15 protein-coding genes and 3 pseudogenes are annotated in these 18875 nt (G+C 42.5%); 6 read left to right on the top strand and 12 right to left on the bottom strand.

The genetic code is table 11. The annotated features are described in order from the left end of the window. Positions 1-10 precede the first annotated feature (10 nt). The 4 genes from iolD to iolA form a co-directional block, all read right to left on the bottom strand. Positions 11-1924: a 3D-(3,5/4)-trihydroxycyclohexane-1,2-dione acylhydrolase (decyclizing) gene (gene iolD / locus RBH91_RS21965; protein ID WP_307892957.1), complete on the bottom strand. Its 1914-nt coding sequence runs from the start codon at positions 1922-1924 to the stop codon at positions 11-13. 31 nt (positions 1925-1955) lie between these two features. Beyond that, positions 1956-2933: a 5-dehydro-2-deoxygluconokinase gene (gene iolC / locus RBH91_RS21970; protein ID WP_307892958.1), complete on the bottom strand. Its 978-nt coding sequence runs from the start codon at positions 2931-2933 to the stop codon at positions 1956-1958. Positions 2934-2960: 27 nt separating this feature from the next. Further along, on the bottom strand, positions 2961-3776 hold the full coding sequence (gene iolB, locus RBH91_RS21975; protein ID WP_307892959.1) for a 5-deoxy-glucuronate isomerase: 816 nt from the start codon (positions 3774-3776) through the stop codon (positions 2961-2963). A gap of 81 nt (positions 3777-3857) precedes the next feature. Then, the gene (iolA, locus tag RBH91_RS21980) at positions 3858-5321 is read right to left on the bottom strand and encodes a methylmalonate-semialdehyde dehydrogenase (RefSeq protein ID WP_307892960.1); all 1464 of its coding nucleotides are present in this window, start codon (positions 5319-5321) and stop codon (positions 3858-3860) included. 468 nt (positions 5322-5789) lie between these two features. Between iolA and RBH91_RS21985 the strand changes: the two genes are divergently transcribed. The 4 genes from RBH91_RS21985 (at position 5790) to glpT (ending at position 10095) form a co-directional block, all read left to right on the top strand. Further along, positions 5790-6545: a DeoR/GlpR family DNA-binding transcription regulator gene (locus tag RBH91_RS21985; RefSeq protein ID WP_307892961.1), complete on the top strand. Its 756-nt coding sequence runs from the start codon at positions 5790-5792 to the stop codon at positions 6543-6545. Between the two features lie 93 nt (positions 6546-6638). Further along, positions 6639-7574: an aldo/keto reductase gene (locus RBH91_RS21990; RefSeq protein ID WP_076759972.1), complete on the top strand. Its 936-nt coding sequence runs from the start codon at positions 6639-6641 to the stop codon at positions 7572-7574. A 248-nt stretch (positions 7575-7822) separates the two neighbouring features. Next, positions 7823-8713 carry a glycerophosphodiester phosphodiesterase gene (locus RBH91_RS21995; RefSeq protein ID WP_076759974.1) on the top strand — a complete coding sequence of 297 codons (891 nt, stop codon included), beginning with the start codon at positions 7823-7825 and terminating at the stop codon, positions 8711-8713. Between the two features lie 20 nt (positions 8714-8733). Then, positions 8734-10095: a glycerol-3-phosphate transporter gene (glpT, locus tag RBH91_RS22000; RefSeq protein ID WP_307892962.1), complete on the top strand. Its 1362-nt coding sequence runs from the start codon at positions 8734-8736 to the stop codon at positions 10093-10095. A gap of 504 nt (positions 10096-10599) precedes the next feature. On the opposite strand, the gene RBH91_RS22005 is transcribed toward glpT, so the two are convergent. Both RBH91_RS22005 and htpG read right to left on the bottom strand, forming a co-directional pair. Further along, entirely contained in the window at positions 10600-11130 is a 531-nt protein-coding gene (locus RBH91_RS22005; RefSeq protein WP_307892963.1) for a hypothetical protein, read from the bottom strand. Positions 11131-11223: 93 nt separating this feature from the next. Next, positions 11224-13104, bottom strand: a complete 1881-nt coding sequence (gene htpG, locus RBH91_RS22010) for a molecular chaperone HtpG (RefSeq protein ID WP_307892964.1) — start codon at positions 13102-13104, stop codon at positions 11224-11226. 463 nt (positions 13105-13567) lie between these two features. Between htpG and RBH91_RS22015 the strand changes: the two are divergent. Further along, positions 13568-13684, top strand: a pseudogene (locus tag RBH91_RS22015) (hypothetical protein); the annotation flags it as partial. 22 nt (positions 13685-13706) lie between these two features. Here RBH91_RS22015 and RBH91_RS22020 read toward each other — a convergent pair. Together RBH91_RS22020 and RBH91_RS22025 are read right to left on the bottom strand one after the other, a co-directional pair. After that, the gene (locus RBH91_RS22020) at positions 13707-14327 is read right to left on the bottom strand and encodes a hypothetical protein (protein ID WP_307892965.1); all 621 of its coding nucleotides are present in this window, start codon (positions 14325-14327) and stop codon (positions 13707-13709) included. Positions 14328-14831: 504 nt separating this feature from the next. Then, positions 14832-14984: a hypothetical protein gene (locus RBH91_RS22025; protein ID WP_307892966.1), complete on the bottom strand. Its 153-nt coding sequence runs from the start codon at positions 14982-14984 to the stop codon at positions 14832-14834. A 91-nt stretch (positions 14985-15075) separates the two neighbouring features. Here RBH91_RS22025 and RBH91_RS22030 point away from each other — a divergent pair. Next, a pseudogene (locus RBH91_RS22030) lies at positions 15076-15393 on the top strand (ATP-binding cassette domain-containing protein); the annotation flags it as partial. Positions 15394-15570: 177 nt separating this feature from the next. Here RBH91_RS22030 and yidA read toward each other — a convergent pair. From yidA to RBH91_RS22750, 4 genes and pseudogenes are all read right to left on the bottom strand, one after another. Then, on the bottom strand, positions 15571-16383 hold the full coding sequence (gene yidA / locus RBH91_RS22035; protein ID WP_307892967.1) for a sugar-phosphatase: 813 nt from the start codon (positions 16381-16383) through the stop codon (positions 15571-15573). A gap of 163 nt (positions 16384-16546) precedes the next feature. Then, complete coding sequence (locus RBH91_RS22040) at positions 16547-17596, bottom strand: iron-containing alcohol dehydrogenase family protein (RefSeq protein WP_307892968.1); 1050 nt, start codon at positions 17594-17596, stop codon at positions 16547-16549. Beyond that, positions 17596-18246: an MtnX-like HAD-IB family phosphatase gene (locus tag RBH91_RS22045; protein WP_307892969.1), complete on the bottom strand. Its 651-nt coding sequence runs from the start codon at positions 18244-18246 to the stop codon at positions 17596-17598. The genes RBH91_RS22040 and RBH91_RS22045 overlap by 1 nt, the downstream gene beginning before the upstream one ends. Positions 18247-18391: 145 nt before the next feature. Beyond that, a pseudogene (locus tag RBH91_RS22750) lies at positions 18392-18789 on the bottom strand (DUF3052 domain-containing protein). Positions 18790-18875: the final 86 nt, after the last annotated feature.

Raw genomic sequence — 18875 nt, forward strand, 5'->3', positions numbered from 1 at the left:
GGTGCCTCCTTTAATACTGCTTTGCAGATTCCAGCATTTTTTCTTTGGTTTCATACGCTTTTTGAACGCTTTCCTGTTCGGAAACCTCTGCAACACCTACATGCCACCAGCTGTCATAGCCGTCAGTCATTGTCTTTGGCAGCACCTTCATTTCAATCAATGTTGAGACCTCTTGTTTCTTCGCATCTTCAAGCGCGGCTTTTAATTCTTCAACCGTGTTGGCTTTATAGGTTTTGGCTCCATATCCTTCCGCCACCTTTGCGTAGTCGACATTCAGGATATGATTGTCCTCTGTTCTGAATTCGCAATAGTAGCTGCCGCTTCCGTGGTCCATTTGCAGGTTGTTGATGCAGCCGAAGCCAGAGTTGTCAAAGAGCAGGACATTGATCTTTTTGTTATACTGAATGGCTGTTATCAGCTCGGAGTGGAGCATCAGGAAGCTTCCGTCTCCCACCAGCGAATAAACTTCTTTATCGGGATGAGCCAATTTCAGGCCGAGCGTTCCCGATACTTCATATCCCATGCAGGAATAACCGTATTCCAGATGGTACGTATTCGGCATGTTTGAATGCCACAGCCGCTGCAGATCCCCCGGCAAAGAGCCTGCTGAACAAATGACAACACTGTCCGGATCAACTGTTTCATTAATGGCGAGCAATGCCGTTGTTTGCGGCAGTTCGGTTTGCAGGGCATCTGCATATTCGTTCAGCACTTCTTGAGAAAAGTGATGTTTAATTTCAGGCGTGAAGTTTTCGCGCTTAAATGTTACCTTGCTCAGGCGGTCCCGCTCAGCAAGCCATTCGTCTTTCAACTCCTTGATAGTCGAACCGAACTCGCTCTTATACCCTTCCAATAAGCCGTGCAGCTTGCCGAGCGTTACTTTCGCATCGGCGACAACCTGGAAAGCATCCAGTTTATACGCCTGCATTCTGCTGACATTGATGTTCAAAAATTTTGCATTGTCAAAATCAAAAGCCGTTTTGGAGGATGTTGCAAAATCGGTGTATCTCGTGCCGATTCCGATGATCAGGTCGGCCCCGCGGGCAGCTTTGTTCGCTGCAAGCGTTCCTGTGATACCCATTCCGCCCAAGTTATTGGCAAAATCGGCTTCCACCGTTGATTTCCCGGCCTGTGTTTCAACCAACGGAATGTTGTAAGCTTCAGACATCGCGATTAATTCATCGCGCGCTCCTGAATACTTCGCACCGCCGCCGACTAAAATGAGCGGTTTTTTGCTCGATTTGATCCGTTCTGCCGCACCTTCGATTTCACGTTCGCTCGGCTCTTTGCGGTCGATGTAGTGAACGCGCTTCACAAAAAAGCTTTCATCGAAATCAAAGGCTTCGCCTTCGACATCTTGAGAAATACAAATCGTTGCCGGACCTGCTTTTGCAGGATCGGTCATCACTTCAAACGCGCGAATCAGGCTGCTCATTAATTGTTCAGGACGTGTAATGCGGTCCCAATATCTTGATACCGGCTTTAAGGCATCGTTCGTCGTAATCGCCGCACTGTATTCTTGTTCCACCTGCTGAAGAACCGGGTCAGGCTGTCTTGTCGCAAACGTGTCCGCCGGAATCAAGAGGACGGGGATGTTGTTCGCAAGCGCCGTCCCTGCGGCAGCCACCAAATTCGCAGATCCCGGCCCGACGGATGTCGACACTGCATAAATCTTTCTTCTCAGCATCTGTTTGCTGTAAGCCATTGCCGCGTGCGCCATTCCTTGCTCATTTTTCCCTTGGAATACTTTCAAATGCCCGGCATCCTGTTCAAGCGCCTGGCCGATCCCAACCACGTTTCCGTGTCCGAAAATCGTGAAGATCCCTTCGACAAACGGTGTTTCTTCCCCATCAACATTGATGTACTGCTGATTTAAGAATTTAATTAACGCTTGCGCTGTTGTTAAGCGTATTTTCTTGCCCACAAACGATCCCACCTTTATTCGTTCTTTTCATTTATGACTGCGCCGCGATAAGCTCCTCAATTTCAGCGACAGTCGGCATGGCTTCAGATGAGCTATGCTTAGAGACAACAATGGATGCGGAGGCGCTTCCATATTTCAATGCCATTTCAATATCTTTGCCTGTGACAAGCCCATAGAGAAAGGCAGAAGCATATGAGTCACCTGCTCCAAATGTTTTCAAGACTTTTGTTTTGTATGCCTGCGCACGAAAGACTTCCCCGGATTTGCTGTAAGCGTATGAACCTTCAACACCGTGCTTGATGACGACGAGATCTGCGGAATGTGCAAACAAATGCTGAACCGATTCCTTGTTGATGCCGCCGCTTTGATTCTCCATCACATCAAACTCGTCGCGCGTTCCGATCACAATGTCCGATTGTTCGGCAACCAGTGAATAGTAAACAGCCGTTTCATCAGCTGATGCCCATGTATACGGACGATAGTCCAGTTCAAATACGACTTTGACCTGATGCTTTTTCGCCAGCTGTACGGCTTTTAGGACAGCTTCGCGGGATGGGCTTTTTGAAAGCGCCGTACCTGAGACTAAAAGCATTTTGGATTTTGCAATGTACTCTTCGTCAACTTCAGAAGGGGCCAGGTAAAGGTCTGCCACATCATCTCTGTACATTAAAATGCTGCATTCTTCAGGGCTTAAAATTTCCGTGAAGGCAAGGCCTGCTTTATGTCCGTCTTGATCAAGTGCCATCTGCGACGTGTCGACACCCGTATTGCTCATATAGGTTTCTATGAATCTGCCATGCTGGTCATCCGGAATTTTGCCGATGAAGCCGGCTTTCAAGCCTAATTTGGAGCTGCCGATCGCGATATTGGCCGGCGAGCCGCCGACATATTTTGAAAATGTCATCGTCTGTTCCATCGGGCGGTTGTATTCGACTGCGTTTAAATCAATGCATGCGCGGCCGATCGCCACAAGGTCAAATTCTTTCTCTTCATTAAACGTATACTTCATCTTAAAAAGCCACTCCTCGCCTAATTGTTAGCGTTCCAAGATCCACTCATGATCGGGGTCATTATGAAACTTCCATTTCCGCGTCGGACCCGCCATGACATTTAAATAATAGGATGTATATCCGTCAGGAACACCTACCGGATGGTAGCCGGCCGGCACAATGACAACGTTTCCATTTTCTACAGTCATCGTCTCGTCGATTGAACGGTCGTCTGTGTATACACGCTGAAACACGAAGCCTTGGACAGGGTTTAATTCATGGTAGTAGGTTTCTTCTAAAAAGGACTCTTCAGGCAAGTTGTCTTGATCATGTTTATGCGGCGGGTAGCTGGACCAGTTTCCGCTTTCGGTGTAGACTTCAACGACTAAAAGACTGTTCGCTGAAGAATCTGAATCTGGAAGAATGTTATGAACGGTTCGTTTATTGCTAAATTGCCCGCGGTTTTCTATGCCGTTGTCTTCAGATTTGATCAGCTTCGTCGGCAGCTGTTTTTCGGAAGGTGAATAGCAAAGGGCTACTCTTGCCTGGGTAACTGCGGTGATGTCAAAAGCACGGTCATTTGACACATAAACGCTATCGGTCGGCTTTTTTTCAAACACGCTTTCCCGTGTGCCGATATTCTCAAATGTCTGTTCATGATCAGAGACGGTAATCTTTCCTGTCACCGCAACGATGCAGCATTCTTGTTTGTTTAGCGCCTCTTTATAACGGGAACCTGGTGCAAGATCAATGACTTTAAATTCTACATAGTTCAGCTCGGAATTCGATTTCTTCACTTCATGTACAAGCTTCACGCCTTGTGAAAGCTCATTCGCCTGCGGCTTGCGCAACAAATGACTCATTGAAAAAGCCTCCTTTTTAAATCTTCTTTGAAACATAGTTCCGAACAGCGTGAGATTCACGCCGTTCGGCCGTTTTTGTTTTTAGTTGAAGTCAGGCGCCGGATATCTTGCGGTGACGACTTTTTTGCGTGTGTAGAAATCGACGCTGTCTTTTCCGTTGGCGTGCAATGTACCGAAGAATGAGGACTTCCAGCCTGAGAATGGAAAGAAGGCCATTGGAGCCGGTACACCCAGATTGATGCCGAGCATTCCCGCATCAATGTTCTCGCGGAAATAACGAATGGCATTAGAGTTGGACGTAAATAGGCATGCACCATTTGCAAATTCAGATTCGTTGGCAATCTCAACCGCTTCTTTTACATTTTTCACACGGATAACTGACAGAACCGGGGCAAAAATTTCGTCTTTCCAAATCGTCATATCGGTTGTAACGTTGTCGAATATTGTCGGACCGACGAAATAGCCTTCATCTGAAACGTTTTCGCGTCCGTCGCAAACAAGTCTCGCACCCTCTTCAATTCCCTTTTGTATGTAGCCGAGCGTACGCTTCTTGTTGTCTTCGCGAATGACAGGGCCTAAGAATACACCGTCATCAAGGCCGTTTCCGATTTTGACTTCCGCCGCTTTTTCCACTAATTTCTCCATGAATTGATCAGCAATTCCTTCTTCTACGGTCACAACCGCACAGGCCATGCAGCGTTCACCGGCAGATCCAAAAGCAGCGCCGATAATATTTGTTACGGTGTCTTCAAGATTGGCGTCATTCAGGACGATGGTGTGGTTTTTAGCACCTGTCAGCGATTGAACGCGTTTCAGATTTTCGCTGCCTTTTTTATAGACATACTCTCCGACCGGTTTAGATCCGACAAATGAAATCGCTTTAATTTCAGGGTGTTCGAGAATGCCGTTTACCACATCATGGGCGCCGTACACAACATTGAAGACCCCTTTTGGAAGTCCGGCTTTTTCAAACAGTTCAACCAGCTTTTCTGTCAAGAGCGGCGTCCGCTCAGAAGGCTTCAAAATAAATGTATTTCCTAACGCAATAGCCATTGGGAACATCCAGCACGGAACCATCATCGGGAAGTTGAACGGTGCAATTCCACCGACGACTCCGATTGGATAACGGTAATTCGCCGCTTCAACATCTGTCGCAATTGTGGCGAGTGAGTCTCCCATCATCAATGACGGCGCACCCGCTGCATACTCGACATTCTCGATGCCGCGTCCCACTTCGCCTAACGCTTCTTTTGTATTTTTTCCGTTTTCGATCGTAATGAGGTGGGCAAGCTCCTCTTTATGCTGAGTCAAAAGCTGCTGAAAGTGAAATAGAATTCTTGCCCGGCGCGGAACGGCTACTTTTGACCATGTTTTAAATGCTTCAGCCGCCGTTTGCGCTGCATATTCTATATCCTCGCGCGTCGAGATCGGCACTTGACACAGCACTTCTTTTGTCGCAGGATTGATAACATCTTCATATTGATCGGTTTTGCTTTCAACCCATTCTCCATTGATATAGTTTCTTAACTTTCTGATTTCTGCCATCCTTATAACCTCCTTAAATATTAAACATCCACTAGTACAGATGGGACAGGATTCAATCATTATGAATGAACTTCGGGAATAGCCCTTCATTGCATAACCGATTTTCACAAAAAGACGGAAATTAAACGCTTACAAAAACTTAATCAATACAGCTTCATCAAAAGAACCGCAACGTCATGAGAATTTTTCAGCCTCAAAGTTTCATCAACATTATCACGTTTTGGTCATTTCTTGGTTATATTCTAATCTGATCATACCCATAAGTCAATCATTAATGAATAAATTTTTTCTTTTGTAATATTTCTAGGAAACCTTAAAACTATCGATATAAACATTGTATAATAAAAAAGAACAGGGCAAATCTTGCAAAGAACAACCACCAATGTTATCATTTTTTAAGCAATTATTGGTCAACTTTTGGTTTTTATCATATATTTAAATTAAAGATTCTAGAAGGAGATATTTAGTATGAAATTAATGCGGATAAAGGAGATGGAAGAATATATTCTGACAAACGGCACCGTTTCCTTGGATAAACTTTGCCAAGTCTTCAATGTCTCTAAAAATACGGTCAGACGCGACATCAACAAATTGACCGAGAAAGGTGTCATTAAAAAAGTATACGGCGGTGTAACGGCGATTGAAAAAACGGCTTTGATCCCTTTTGAAAACCGGACGATCCAAAATAAAGATGCAAAAACAAAGATTGCGCATTACGCTTCACGCTTTATCGAGGATCATGACCTGATTTTCATCGATTCCGGCACAACGACCCAGTCCATATTGGAAACGCTTGAACCAAATAAAAATGTGACGATTTTAACAAACAGTCTGGATATCATCAATGCTGCTGCAACGATGAAAAATATCAACTTGATTATCATCGGAAACAACTATAAGCGGAAAACGCAGTCCTTTGTGGGAATGGATGATCCAAGCACTTTGGATAAATACAATATCAATAAAGCTTTTATGTCGGCAACCGGGGCAACATTGACACACGGGCTGACCAATTCGGATTTGCTTGAATACGAAATCAAAAAGAAGATTTCCGAAAAAGCAAAAGAAGTGTATTTATTGGCCGATCACTCCAAATTCGGCAGATCTACTTTGCTGACATATGCCCGTTTTGACAGGCTGCATTGCATTGTAACGTCACAGCCGCTCGATGAGGAGTACAATGCATTCTGCAAAGACCATAAAATTGAAATTCATCTGGCATAGGGTTTATAGTTGAAGTGAATAACTTGACCGGCAATTTTAGCAATCTGCTGGTCAAGTCTTTCTCATATTTCATCATTTCAGGAGGGGAAACCAATGAAAAAAGTAAGAATTGGCAAGTCAGACCTACATGTATTTCCGATTGGTTTAGGAACAAATGCAGTCGGAGGCCATAACCTCTATCCGAATCTCAATGAAGAAACGGGTAAAGACTTGGTGCGGGAAGCGCTTAAGAATGGCGTGACTTTCTTGGACACCGCCTACATATACGGAATTGGCCGTTCTGAAGAACTAATCGGTGAAGTCCTCCGCGAATTTAACCGCAAAGATGTGGTGATCGCCACAAAGGCCGCCCATCGAAAAGAAGGGGACGACTTTGTCTTCGATAACTCTCCGGCATTTTTGAAGAAATCCGTAGACGACAGTCTGAAACGGCTGCAAACGGATTACATTGATCTTTTCTATATTCATTTCGCTGATGAAAACACACCGAAAGATGAAGCGGTTCAAGCTCTTCATGAGTTGAAGCAAGAGGGCAAAATCCGGGCGATCGGCGTATCCAACTTCTCGCTCGAACAGCTAAAAGAAGCGAACAAACACGGCTTGGTCGATGTTCTGCAAGGCGAATACAATCTATTAAACAGAGAAGCCGAAACCACATTCTTCCCATATACACAGGAGCACAACATTTCATTCGTTCCGTACTTCCCGCTTGTATCCGGATTGCTGGCTGGAAAATACACTGAAGATACAGCATTCCCTGAAGGCGACCTTCGAAGAGAGATGGAGAACTTCCAAGGAGACCGTTTTAAAGAAAACATCAGAAAAGTGAATCAGCTGGCGCCGATTGCTGATAAGCACAATGTTGATATTGCCCACATCGTGCTGGCGTGGTATTTGGCAAGACCGGAAATCGACATTTTAATCCCGGGAGCAAAACGCGCTGATCAGCTGGTCGATAACTTAAAAACTGCCGAAGTCAGCCTTTCTCAAGATGAAATTGCTTTCATCGACCAATTGTTTGCACGCTGAATGCATGTAAAAACCTATCTCTTATGATAGGTTTTTATTTTTCAAAAAAACAATTGACAGCGCTTCCATTTCTGTTATGATAGGAAAGAAGTTAATAAGAGTGACGGAGAAAAGGAGATCCACAGAAAGAACCTCAGTTTCAGAGGTTTCTTTGTGGATCTTTTTTCTTTTTCAGATGAGGAGGAGGGAATATGTGAAAGACATCGAAATGAACAGTAAAAAAACAACTTGAAAGGAGACATGATGTTATGAAAGGACTTTTCCGAAGCGTTTTAATGGCGGGCGCACTGATTGGCGCCGGTTTTGGCATGAGCATTCAGGCGGAGGCGGCTGCGCCGGCACATCCGTCACTTAACCCGAATAAAATATTAAATGTCGCACATCGCGGTGCATCAGGACACGCTCCTGAACATACACTTTTAGCTTACAAGCTCGGACAAAAAATGAAAGGCGATTACATAGAAATCGATCTTCAAATGACAAAAGACGGCGAATTGATCGCGATGCATGATGAAACATTAGACCGCACAACCAATGGAACAGGACTTGTCAAAGACTATACACTGGCGGAAATCAAAAAGCTTGATGCCGGTTCTTGGTTTAATGAAAAGCATCCGGAGCTGGCCAGGCCTGAATATGCCGGACTCAAAGTTCCTACTCTCGAGGAAGTGATCCAAACCTTCGGCAGAAGTGCACGCTATTATATTGAAACCAAATCGCCCGAAGTCTATGACCATATGGAAGAAAAATTATTAAACATCCTTAATAAATATAAATTAACAGGGCCAAACCGGCATTCAAGCAAAGTTATCATTCAATCTTTTAGTCCAGAAAGCTTAAAAATCATTCATGATCAAAACCCCGCCATTCCGCTTGTACAGCTGTTATGGTATGATAAGCCGGCATTCATTACGGACGCAGAATTAGAAAACTATAAATCATACAGCATCGGACTCGGCATGAATTTTGACCGTATTGATGAAGCGTATATTCAAAAAGTAAGGAGCCATGGATTACTCATCCACCCTTATACCGTGAACCAAAAAGAAGATATGAAGAGACTGCTTGATTGGGGCGTGACGGGAATGTTCACCAATTTCCCAGACCGTCTTCAAGAGGTTTTACGTGAAGACAAGTAATTCATAAGAAGGAGAAAGACATGCTTAAACTGTTTAAACCTGCTCCGCCGATTGACAGATTGCCGGAAGAAAAAATTGATTCTGAATATAAGAAGTTCAGACTGCAAGTTTTTCTCGGCATCTTCATCGGCTATGCGGCATACTATTTAATTCGCAAAAACTTTTCGCTTGCCATGCCTTATTTAATTGAAGAAGGGTTTTCAAAATCAGCGCTCGGCCTTGCTTTATCGGCCCTTTCAATTTCCTACGGCCTCAGCAAGTTTGTCATGGCCACCATTTCAGACCGAAGCAACCCGAGAATGTTCCTGCCGGCCGGTCTGATTCTTTCTGCTATCATCAGCCTGCTTATGGGGTTTGTTCCATTCTTCACCTCATCTATAGCCATTATGTTTATTATGCTATTCTTAAACGGCTGGTTTCAGGGAATGGGATGGCCTCCATCAGGCCGCGTCCTTGTTCACTGGTTCAGTGTAAGTGAAAGAGGAAATAAAACGGCGATATGGAATGTCGCCCACAATGTCGGGGGAGGGCTAATGGCGCCAATCGCCATCGCAGGTGTGGCCATCTTCTCAGGAATTGCGGGAAACTCCGACACCGGCTATGAAGGGGTATTCATTTTGCCGGCCTTAGTCGCCATTGTCGTTGCCTTTATTGCATACCTGCTGATTCGCGATACTCCGCAATCTGTTGGATTACCGCCGATTGAAGAATATCGAAATGATTATTCAAGCAAAACGAAAAAAACCTATGAAAAAGAATTATCGACAAAAGAAATCCTTTTCAAATATGTTTTAAACAATAAATGGGTTTGGGCGATAGCGCTCGCAAATATTTTCGTTTATTTCGTCCGCTACGGCGTCTTAGACTGGGCGCCGACCTATTTAAACGAAGAAAAAGGATTTGATATGAGCAAATCCAGCGTCGCCTATTTTCTTTATGAATGGGCGGGCATCCCTGGGACCCTGCTGTGCGGCTGGATCTCAGATAAATGGTTTAAAGGGCGCCGCGGCCCTGCAGGCTTTGTCTTTATGCTGGGGGTATTGATCGCCGTGCTTGTCTACTGGTTCAATCCAGCGGGCAACCCTATGATCGATATGATTTCATTAATTGCAATCGGTTTCCTCATCTACGGCCCGGTCATGCTGATTGGACTGCAGGCGCTTGACTTTGTTCCCAAGAAAGCTGCCGGTACGGCGGCTGGATTAACCGGCCTGTTCGGTTATTTGGGCGGCACCTTGACAGCAAATGCTTTAATGGGTGTCATCGTCGATGCATCCGGCTGGGATGCGGGATTCATACTATTAACGGCTTCCTGCGTAATTGCAGCCATCATATTTGCGCTTACTTGGAATGTAAGGGGTCAAGAAGTGGTAAAACATTAATAAAAAAGATCCGTCTCGACTATATAAAGGCGAAAGAAAAACACAAAAGCGCAAGATTTCAGTGTTTTCGCTGTTTTATGCAAGGGGCTTTCGAAGAGTTTTTAGAATTAAATCGATTTTTTGGTATCAAAGTTGGTATCACCGACATTCCTTTGTTCCATAGAAAACCCCCTCACTTATATAAACCAAGCAGCGTGAGCTTTTCCATGTAATGGATTCAAAAGGAGACACCAATTTCATTAAATTTGAGGATGTTTTAGTGATAAATAAATTCTCAAGAAATTGGTAAGAGGATTTTTTATGTTATAATGAGTAAAAAATTGATTAAAATTTAAGTAAGAAGAGGTAGTCCCAATGGGTACATTATATTTATTGCTGTATTTTATTGGTGGATTAACTTTATCCGGTTTTATTACGGTTTATGGTATGAAAAAGCTTCTAAAAGCCTTGAAGGATTAATACTAATTAAAAAATAAGAGTGCAGAAATACTGCTCTCTTATTTTTTACCAGTACCCTGTTATCTTACAAGCTTTTTTGATGCTTGGGTGTTTCTTTCCAAGTGAGTGACATGCTTTATGAGCACCTAGAGTGTACATATCGCTAATAAATTCTTGAGCTAAAGCTACTCCACAGAGTGTAACAAATACAGCGTAAAGAGCCGCTTTCAGTCGATCAGTTACATCAGCAACATGGAAAGATGTAGTTTGTCCTTTTTCTGCTTGTTTTTTAGCTTCAGGTACTTCATTTAGCGTCTGTTCAATTTGTTGATTTGAACTATCTTCTAAAAATTCTTTTAAATTATTAATTTCAGTATCAGTTAGACCGTAATCCTTTGCTACTTTGGTATCGACAATATAATTAGAACCTTTTTTAACAATTGAATTTTCCAAAGCCTCTAAAACAGATATGTACTTTTCAACAGAGACTGCTCCATTCTTTGAAGAAAAAGCATTACTAACTGTTGGCATTGTAAAAGCTAAAAATAAAGTTAAACTTAAAACAATTGCAGCAAAACTTGTGATTCTCTTATTCAAAAAAGCCCCTCCCTTTCTATTATTTCACAGTAAATAGCATATACGCAAAATAAAGATACATCCCATTTTTCAGAGATGTACCTTTGTTTATATTTATGCCATGACTTTGCATATATCATTGGTAAATTCGACAGGGTCGTCGATTGGCAAGCCTTCTATTAGCAGCGCTTGGTTGTACAGAAGGTTTGTATATAAACTGAACTTTTCCTTATCTTTTTCAAACGCCGCCTGCAATGTGCCAAATACATCGTGGTTTGTATTGATCTCCAGCACTTTATCCGCTTTGACATGCTGATTATCAGGCATTGCATTTAGAATTTTTTCCATCTCGATGGTGACTTCGCCATCAGCCGCCAGACATACGGAATGCGTTTTTAAGCGTTTTGACGGTCTCACGCTTTTCACTTTTCCTGATAAAATGCTGTTCATTTTCTCAAACAGCTCTTTATATTGATTTTCATCTGCATCTGATTTGTTTTGATCCTCATCTGACTCGATCCCAAGGTCTCCGCTTGATACGGATTTAAATTCTTTATCTTGATAATTCGCCAACATTTTTATCGCGAATTCATCAATGTCTTCGGTGAAATATAAAATTTCATATCCTTTTTCCGAAACAAGCTCTGTCTGAGGCAGCTTTTCAATCCGGTCATAGGATTCGCCTGACGCATAATAAATGTATTTCTGATCTTCAGGCATTCTTGATACATACTCATCAAGCGTGACGAGCTTTTTCTCTTTTGAAGAGTAGAACAATAATAAATCTTTCAGCAAGTCTTTGTTGGCGCCGAAATCATTGTAGACCCCGAACTTAAGCTGTCTGCCGAATGATTGATAAAATGACTCATACTTGTCGCGATTGTTCTTCAATAAGCTTTGCAGTTCGTTTTTGATTTTCTTGCCGATATTTTTGGCGATCAGCTTCAGCTGCCTGTCATGCTGGAGCATCTCTCTTGAGATGTTGAGGGATAAATCCTCAGAGTCGACCATACCCTTCACAAAGCTGAAGTGGTCAGGAAGCAGATCCGGGCATTTATTCATGATCAATACACCGTTTGAATAGAGCTCCAAGCCCTTCTCAAATTCTTTCGAATAGTAATTGAACGGAATGTTTTCCGGAATGAACAGAATCGCATGATACCTTACCGCACCGTCGACGCTTGTATGAATATGAGCGAGAGGCTTGTCAAAACCGTAGTGCTTTTCCGCATAGAACGCCTCATAATCTTCATCTGTCAGCTCATTTTTATTTTTTCTCCAAATCGGCACCATGCTGTTGACTGTCTGTTCTTCCTGAACTTCTTCAAATTCATTTTCCGCATCTTCTTTCGGCTTGTTGACGGTCACATCCATTTTGATTGGATAGCGGATGAAATCAGAATATGTTTTAATAATATTTTTTAAACGGTCTACTTCCAAGTATTCATCATAATTTTCATCGTCTGTGTTCTCTTTCAGTTTCAGGATCACATCTGTTCCGACCGATTCTTTCGCACATGGCTCCATCGTATAACCGTCAGCGCCGGCAGACTCCCATTTATACGCCTCATCACGGCCAAGCGCCTTTGTCATGACAGTCACAACATCAGCCACCATAAAAGCGGCGTAAAAGCCGACACCGAACTGGCCGATAATATCATGGCCGTCTTTCAATTCATTTTCATTTTTAAACGTAAGCGAGCCGCTTTTGGCGATCGTTCCAAGATGTTCTTCAAGCTCTTCCTTCGTCATGCCGATCCCGGTGTCTGAAATGGTGAGCGTTCTGTTTTCCTTGTCAGCGGACACCTTTATGTAATAATCATCCTTGTTAAACGTCAGAGAATCATCTGTCAGGGCTTTGTAATAGATCTTATCAATGGCATCGCTCGCATTTGAAATCAGCTCCCTCAAGAAGACTTCCTTTTGGGAATAAATAGAGTTGATCATGATGTCTAGCAATCTTTTAGATTCTGCTTTGAATTCTTTTTTAGCCACCTTTGCTCTCTCCTTTTTGGTTCAAACTTAGTGAAGAATATGTAGATATGTGGTTCAGTTCTTTCACATCTTAAATAACATACCGTTTGATGGATGTCAATATATTACGAGTTGCCGAGGCGTGACTCTTGTGAGGGCGTTTGCCGATTTGACAATCGAGCACCTTTTTCATATCATTTGTTGTGAAGGAAATTTTGACTAAAACGAGGTGGAAAGGAATGGAAATTTTATCAACTGTTCTTAAAAGAGATTTGGCTTAAGACGGGAGAAGTCTGCCCTTTTTTAGAAAGCCATCTCAAGAACAGTTTGATACGATTTCGAATCCTTTCTTACGATATGTGATATGTAGTGGGTAAGGTGTATTCGCCTTACCCTCTTTTTTATACAACAGGATATTTATGCTTCACACTGTTCTCTTTAGATGGCTCATTTTTAAAAATAAGCCTTAAGGAGAGAATTCATTATGAGTATTGTTCAAGTTACACATCTCACCCATATGTATGGGGATCGGGCCACCCTTCAAAATGTCAGCTTTCGCTTGCTGAAAGGCGAGCACGCTGGACTCGTCGGTGTAAATGGGGCCTATTGATTTTACTTTCTTCTTAATCTCCCCCGCAGTTGGCTATTATTGCAGTAATTCCAGCAAGATCTAAAAGAGCATTTTGCAAGTCTTTTCCCAGTGTTGAACTTGCCTTTTTTATAGCTTTTTTTAATGCTGCTGCTTTTCCATAGCCTTTTCTTTTATACTTGGTAGCAAGGTCAAGGACTTTATCTACAAACTTACTAACCCCACCTACTGCTTTTAGGGCTTTTTTTAATTTTAAGATTTTAGAGATTGGTATTCCTACACCAGCTACAGCAGCTAAGATAGCAGCTGTACATCCCCAAAAACCCGCTAATTGGATGTTTGAATCCGAATAAGTATATTTTGATCCTTCTAAATTAAGTTTAATAATGTCGCCATCAACGATTAAATCTAGTCCTGAATCTTTCTCCAACCAATCAAGTATTGAATCGGTACCTTGGTTTATCACCGTTTCAGGTATATTCTCTACAGATTCTAATAGTTTATAAGTATCCTCATGAAAGAAATTTTCATCCGATAGATGATTAGAACTAGTGGTTGTCTTATCAGATGCACTAGCTGTGTTGTATCCAATGCTACTGAATACAAGTGTAACTGTTAATAAAGACAAAATGCATTTTGTTAAAAATGTACCCATTCAAATGATCCCAATGTTATAATATATTTACAGTTCAGATAGAATAGTACCATAAAAAGGATTTATAGTAAACGTTTTAAAGGTGAGGTATTGTGAGATTTCTCAATAATAATTACGTTTTTGCATTAATGCTTATTGGTTTATTAACTCTCATATTTTTCAAGCTGCCACAAGTTGTGTACATTTTAATAAGTTTTTTAGCATTAATAATAATTATTTTTAGAGTGATTGTCTTTCAAAAAAACAGAAAAAAGCAGGAGTAACCCTGCTATGAAAGCATCTATGAGTTTTATATTTGGAGCTTTAGGCGTAATAAAAATGGTGACTGTTAAAGAAAATTTTTTCTCCTTTTGTGACAACAATGGTTTTGATTGTTCTTGCTATTGTTGTTTTCACATTTGATGAAATGTGGAAAAGGCTTTTTTGTGAGAACCCCTAACGGTAGTCAGAACACTGAAAAGTCTGCTTTTTGATATTTGATCAAGGAATGTTAAAAGTTCTGGGTCATTCAATACGGAGGGCAATATCTACGTTTTCAAAATCAATATCAAAGCTTACGGCTTCCTCAAATGAATGATCATTTCTTATTTTTGAATCCCTAGTATTTGACATAGCATTTAGGAAACTCTTGAATTTTTGAGGGTCAAAATTAGTCATTGTCTACTTAACCTCCAAATAGTTTGGCATATTATAACTGTAATGAAAAGACTTTGAAAGAGAGGAAAGGATGAAAAAGTTTTTAAGTGGTTTGCCTGATTTAACTGAGAAAGACATCCGACAAAAGCTGGCCGCGGCCGGTTTGACAGGGGACCATATCAGGCAGCCTCTTTCCACACTCAGCGGAGGTGAGCGGGCAAAAGTCCGACTCGCAGAGCTGATGCTTACAAAAAGCAACTTGCTCATCCTTGACGAACCGACGAATCACCTTGACATATCAGCTAAAGAAGCTTTAAAACAAGGGCTGCAAAACTATAAAGGAACGGTTTTGCTTGTATCCCATGATCCATCCTTTTACCAAAACTGGGTTTCACACATTTGGCAGATTCAAGATTGGACCCGAACATAAGAAAAAGCCGGCCCCCCGAGGCCGGCTTCCGTGTGCCGCATTCGTGGACAAGCCTGCATTTCGGTACCCACGTTTAAGACAAGAACGCCGCCGTCATCACGTTCTATGAAAGCCCGCTGTTCTTCCTAAGCTTCAAGGATTTTTAGGCCACGTTTTAAAAGACGACAAAATCCGGGCTTATTTTGACAATACAAGCTCTTGAATGGCGTGAGCGACGCCGTTTTCATTATTTGACTTCGTTTCATAATTTGCAGACGCCTTGACCTCAGGTATGGCATTTCCCATCGCAACTCCGCAGCCTGCCCAGTCGATCATTGTCAGGTCATTGCCGTTGTCGCCTATCGCCATAACCTCTTCTTTTGCGATACCTAACAGGTCTGCGAGCTGACGGACGGCATTTCCTTTACTGGCCGCCGGATGAAGGATTTCGTAAAAGAACGGAGAACTTTTCACCATTGTATAACGTTCCTTTACTTCCTCCGGTATTGCGGCGATCGTCCGGTCCAGCTTCTCCGGCTCATCAATATACATTGCCTTTGGCGCCAGTATATCTTCCGGTATCTCCTCCATCGTCCGAAAACGGAGCGGCACTTTGGTGACGTATGATTCATATACTGTATACGGACTGATTTCACGGTTTGGCGTATACAAATGAGATGAGTCAAAAAAGTGCATCGGCGTGTCAAGCGTTTGGCTGAGCTCATATAAAGATGTCACATCTTCATAGCCAAGCGTGAGCTCTGACACGACCTCCTGTGTATGCGTATTTTGAACAAGCGCACCGTTATAGGCGATGACATAATCGCCATCTTCATTTAAATTCAGCTCTTCTAAATAGCGGCTCACTCCGCCGAGAGGGCGTCCGGTGCAAAGGACGATCTTCACACCTTTCGTTTTCGCCGCATGAAGCGCGTTCCTCACTTCCTCCGTTACTTCATGAAGGTCATTCAATAATGTTCCATCCATATCTATCGCGATTAGTTTGTACATGTTCCACTCTCCCTGATTAAAATCGTGCTTGAAATCATACCTCTGACCTATTTCTTCTTTATTTTATCACAGCGCTTAACTTTTATTTTTCTTCATGATTTGGAACGACCAAATGTCCTTGCAGAACAAAAAACAACCTCTCGCGAGAGGCTGTTTGCATGGCTTAAAATATCTCTTGAAGAATGGGGTCTTCATCAAGCAAGCGGAGCGCTTTTTCGCGATATGCCTTTTCATGCAAGTACGTAAAGCGGTTTGGCTTAACGGTATGAGAAAGACGGATCGCTTCGCGAAACTCATTTTTATCAAGATGAAGCGACTGTACATAGTCGAAAAAGCCTGTCCTAGTAAACACCTTTTCAATCCGCTCAGCCCGATGATTCTGTACATGGGCCATTATATAGGTGGCCACCCCCACTTGAATGCCGTGCATTTGCGGTTTTTTTGAGATTTTGTCAAGCGCATGGGATACGAGGTGCTCTGAACCGCTGATAGGCGCGCTGTTCCCGCTGATTTCCGTCGCGATCCCGCCCATGGTTAATGAACTGACCAATTCTTTTAAAAAGATCGGCTGCTTAATATCCTGCATCGGCGTTCTGACAAAGCTGTTGACCGCCTTCTTGCTGAGCATAGATGCAAAAGCATTCACATCGCTGACTCCTTGCTGCTCTTCGAATTCCCAATCATAAAGGGCTGTAATATTGGACATCAAGTCACCGATGCCAGCTAAAATAAAACATTCCGGTGCCTTTTGAATGATATTCAAGTCAGCAATAATCCCGTATGGAACCCGCGCCGGAACCGTTGTTTTTTTACCCTCGACTTGAAGCGAACAATTGCTGCTCGCAAACCCGTCGTTGGATGCCGATGTCGGAATGCTGATGAACGGAGTTCGTTTGGAAAAGGCGATGTATTTTCCGCAATCAACGACATATCCCCCGCCCATGGCAATCATGACATCATAATTTCCGATTGAAAATGCTTTCTGAATCAGCTCCTGAATATCAAGGCTTGGAGCCAGTTTAACGGCTTCGACTTTGACCTTTTGAAAAGCAGCTTTTAATGAGTTTTCATACTGCTGATATGAAAACTCATCAAAAAACATCACGGCCTTGGCAAACTGGTGCTTTTCCAATATCGCCTCCAATCGGCCAAGCACGCCTTCACTAATATCCAAAACCGCGGGAATGGCTATACTTGTAACCTGTCGCGGCATTAGACGATCAGCCCTTTTTGTTTGAAATACCGTTCGATATCCTCGAATGTCTCAACTGCTACAAACGGCACATCCTGCTCACGCAATAAATCCTGGAGCGCGTCTTTTGCAAACGTAACATCCGCAAATTTCGCCGGATGGGAATCAGGCTCGCTGTCACCCGCAAAATAAATCATTTCATACTCTTCTTTCAGCTTCTGTATCACCTTTGATTTATCAATGCCATAGCGTTCAGAATAGTGCCAATGATTTTCATCAATTGTCATATGGACGTTGTCTTCTTTAAAAAAGCCTTTATTTGAATACACCTCAACATCTTTGATGCCATATTTCTTTAAAATATAATGAATATAATAATCTGTTCCTGCGCTTAAGATGAAAAAGTCGCCGCCATTTTCCTGGACATGCTGAATGAAGTCTGGTACATACTCATCAATCGGGATGGAATGGATGTCATCGATGATGGTTTGCTCGCTTTGATTGATTGAAGCAAAAACGGTGCCTAGAAACTCAATATCTTTTAATTCCTCTGCTTTCCATTTCTTAAACAATTCACGGCCTTCGGGAAAATATTTATTAATCACCATCCAGTAAAAATCCTGTTTGGAAATCGTTCCATCAAAGTCTGATACAAATGCCCATTTCTTCATGCTGCATACCTCTTTTCTATGGTATTTAAAAGATTAGATTCATTATACAGAAAGTTTGTGAAATATTGAACAAGATAATATTTCTTTTTTGTGTACTTTATTTCACAAGATGAACATTCTTGCCTGACTAAGAATCATAACATGTTTATGATTCTTTCTCCGTACTCTGTTTTCCTTTTTCCGTCACCGCAAATTTTCGTTTCATAGTCTTGATGTTTTCCGCCTTTCGACACCTTAAAGCAGACCAGTTGTCATCTATTGCGATTTGCCGGACAGGTTTATAGCCTTGATCTGCCAGCAGTCCGGCCGCCGTGTCACGGCTGCAGTCTGATTCCTTGTATACTTTAGACGATTTTTTCGGGCAGCAAAGCCAAAACAGTCCATCCTCGACCAGATGATGTTCCGCTTCTCTGGCTGATGCCTGCAGCTTTTCATTTGTTGCACCAAAAACTTGTACAAAATCATATGTGCCATCTCGGGACGATGATGTACGCCGCCTTGAAATGAAGCCATGATTTCACCATAGGACTCCGGCGCATGCATAATGAGCACGGGCTGTCCAAAGTCCTTAAACCGGATGTGCTTCTGCCATCTCTTATCCACCCTTTTGTGTTTATAGTAACAAATTA

Origin of the sequence: Bacillus swezeyi, from assembly GCF_030908325.1 — a bacterium.
Classification (GTDB): Bacteria; Bacillota; Bacilli; order Bacillales; family Bacillaceae; genus Bacillus; species Bacillus swezeyi.

What these genes read in the sequence shown, in the direction of transcription:
- iolC (WP_307892958.1), bottom strand. Translation starts at nt 2,933, where the DNA reads ATGAAGTATACGTTTAATGAAGAGAAAGAATTTGACCTTGTGGCGATC.
- iolB (WP_307892959.1), bottom strand. Translation starts at nt 3,776, where the DNA reads ATGAGTCATTTGTTGCGCAAGCCGCAGGCGAATGAGCTTTCACAAGGC.
- iolA (WP_307892960.1), bottom strand. Translation starts at nt 5,321, where the DNA reads ATGGCAGAAATCAGAAAGTTAAGAAACTATATCAATGGAGAATGGGTT.
- RBH91_RS21985 (WP_307892961.1), top strand. Translation starts at nt 5,790, where the DNA reads ATGAAATTAATGCGGATAAAGGAGATGGAAGAATATATTCTGACAAAC.
- RBH91_RS21990 (WP_076759972.1), top strand. Translation starts at nt 6,639, where the DNA reads ATGAAAAAAGTAAGAATTGGCAAGTCAGACCTACATGTATTTCCGATT.
- RBH91_RS21995 (WP_076759974.1), top strand. Translation starts at nt 7,823, where the DNA reads ATGAAAGGACTTTTCCGAAGCGTTTTAATGGCGGGCGCACTGATTGGC.
- glpT (WP_307892962.1), top strand. Translation starts at nt 8,734, where the DNA reads ATGCTTAAACTGTTTAAACCTGCTCCGCCGATTGACAGATTGCCGGAA.
- RBH91_RS22020 (WP_307892965.1), bottom strand. Translation starts at nt 14,327, where the DNA reads ATGGGTACATTTTTAACAAAATGCATTTTGTCTTTATTAACAGTTACA.
- RBH91_RS22025 (WP_307892966.1), bottom strand. Translation starts at nt 14,984, where the DNA reads ATGACTAATTTTGACCCTCAAAAATTCAAGAGTTTCCTAAATGCTATG.
- yidA (WP_307892967.1), bottom strand. Translation starts at nt 16,383, where the DNA reads ATGTACAAACTAATCGCGATAGATATGGATGGAACATTATTGAATGAC.
- RBH91_RS22040 (WP_307892968.1), bottom strand. Translation starts at nt 17,596, where the DNA reads ATGCCGCGACAGGTTACAAGTATAGCCATTCCCGCGGTTTTGGATATT.
- RBH91_RS22045 (WP_307892969.1), bottom strand. Translation starts at nt 18,246, where the DNA reads ATGAAGAAATGGGCATTTGTATCAGACTTTGATGGAACGATTTCCAAA.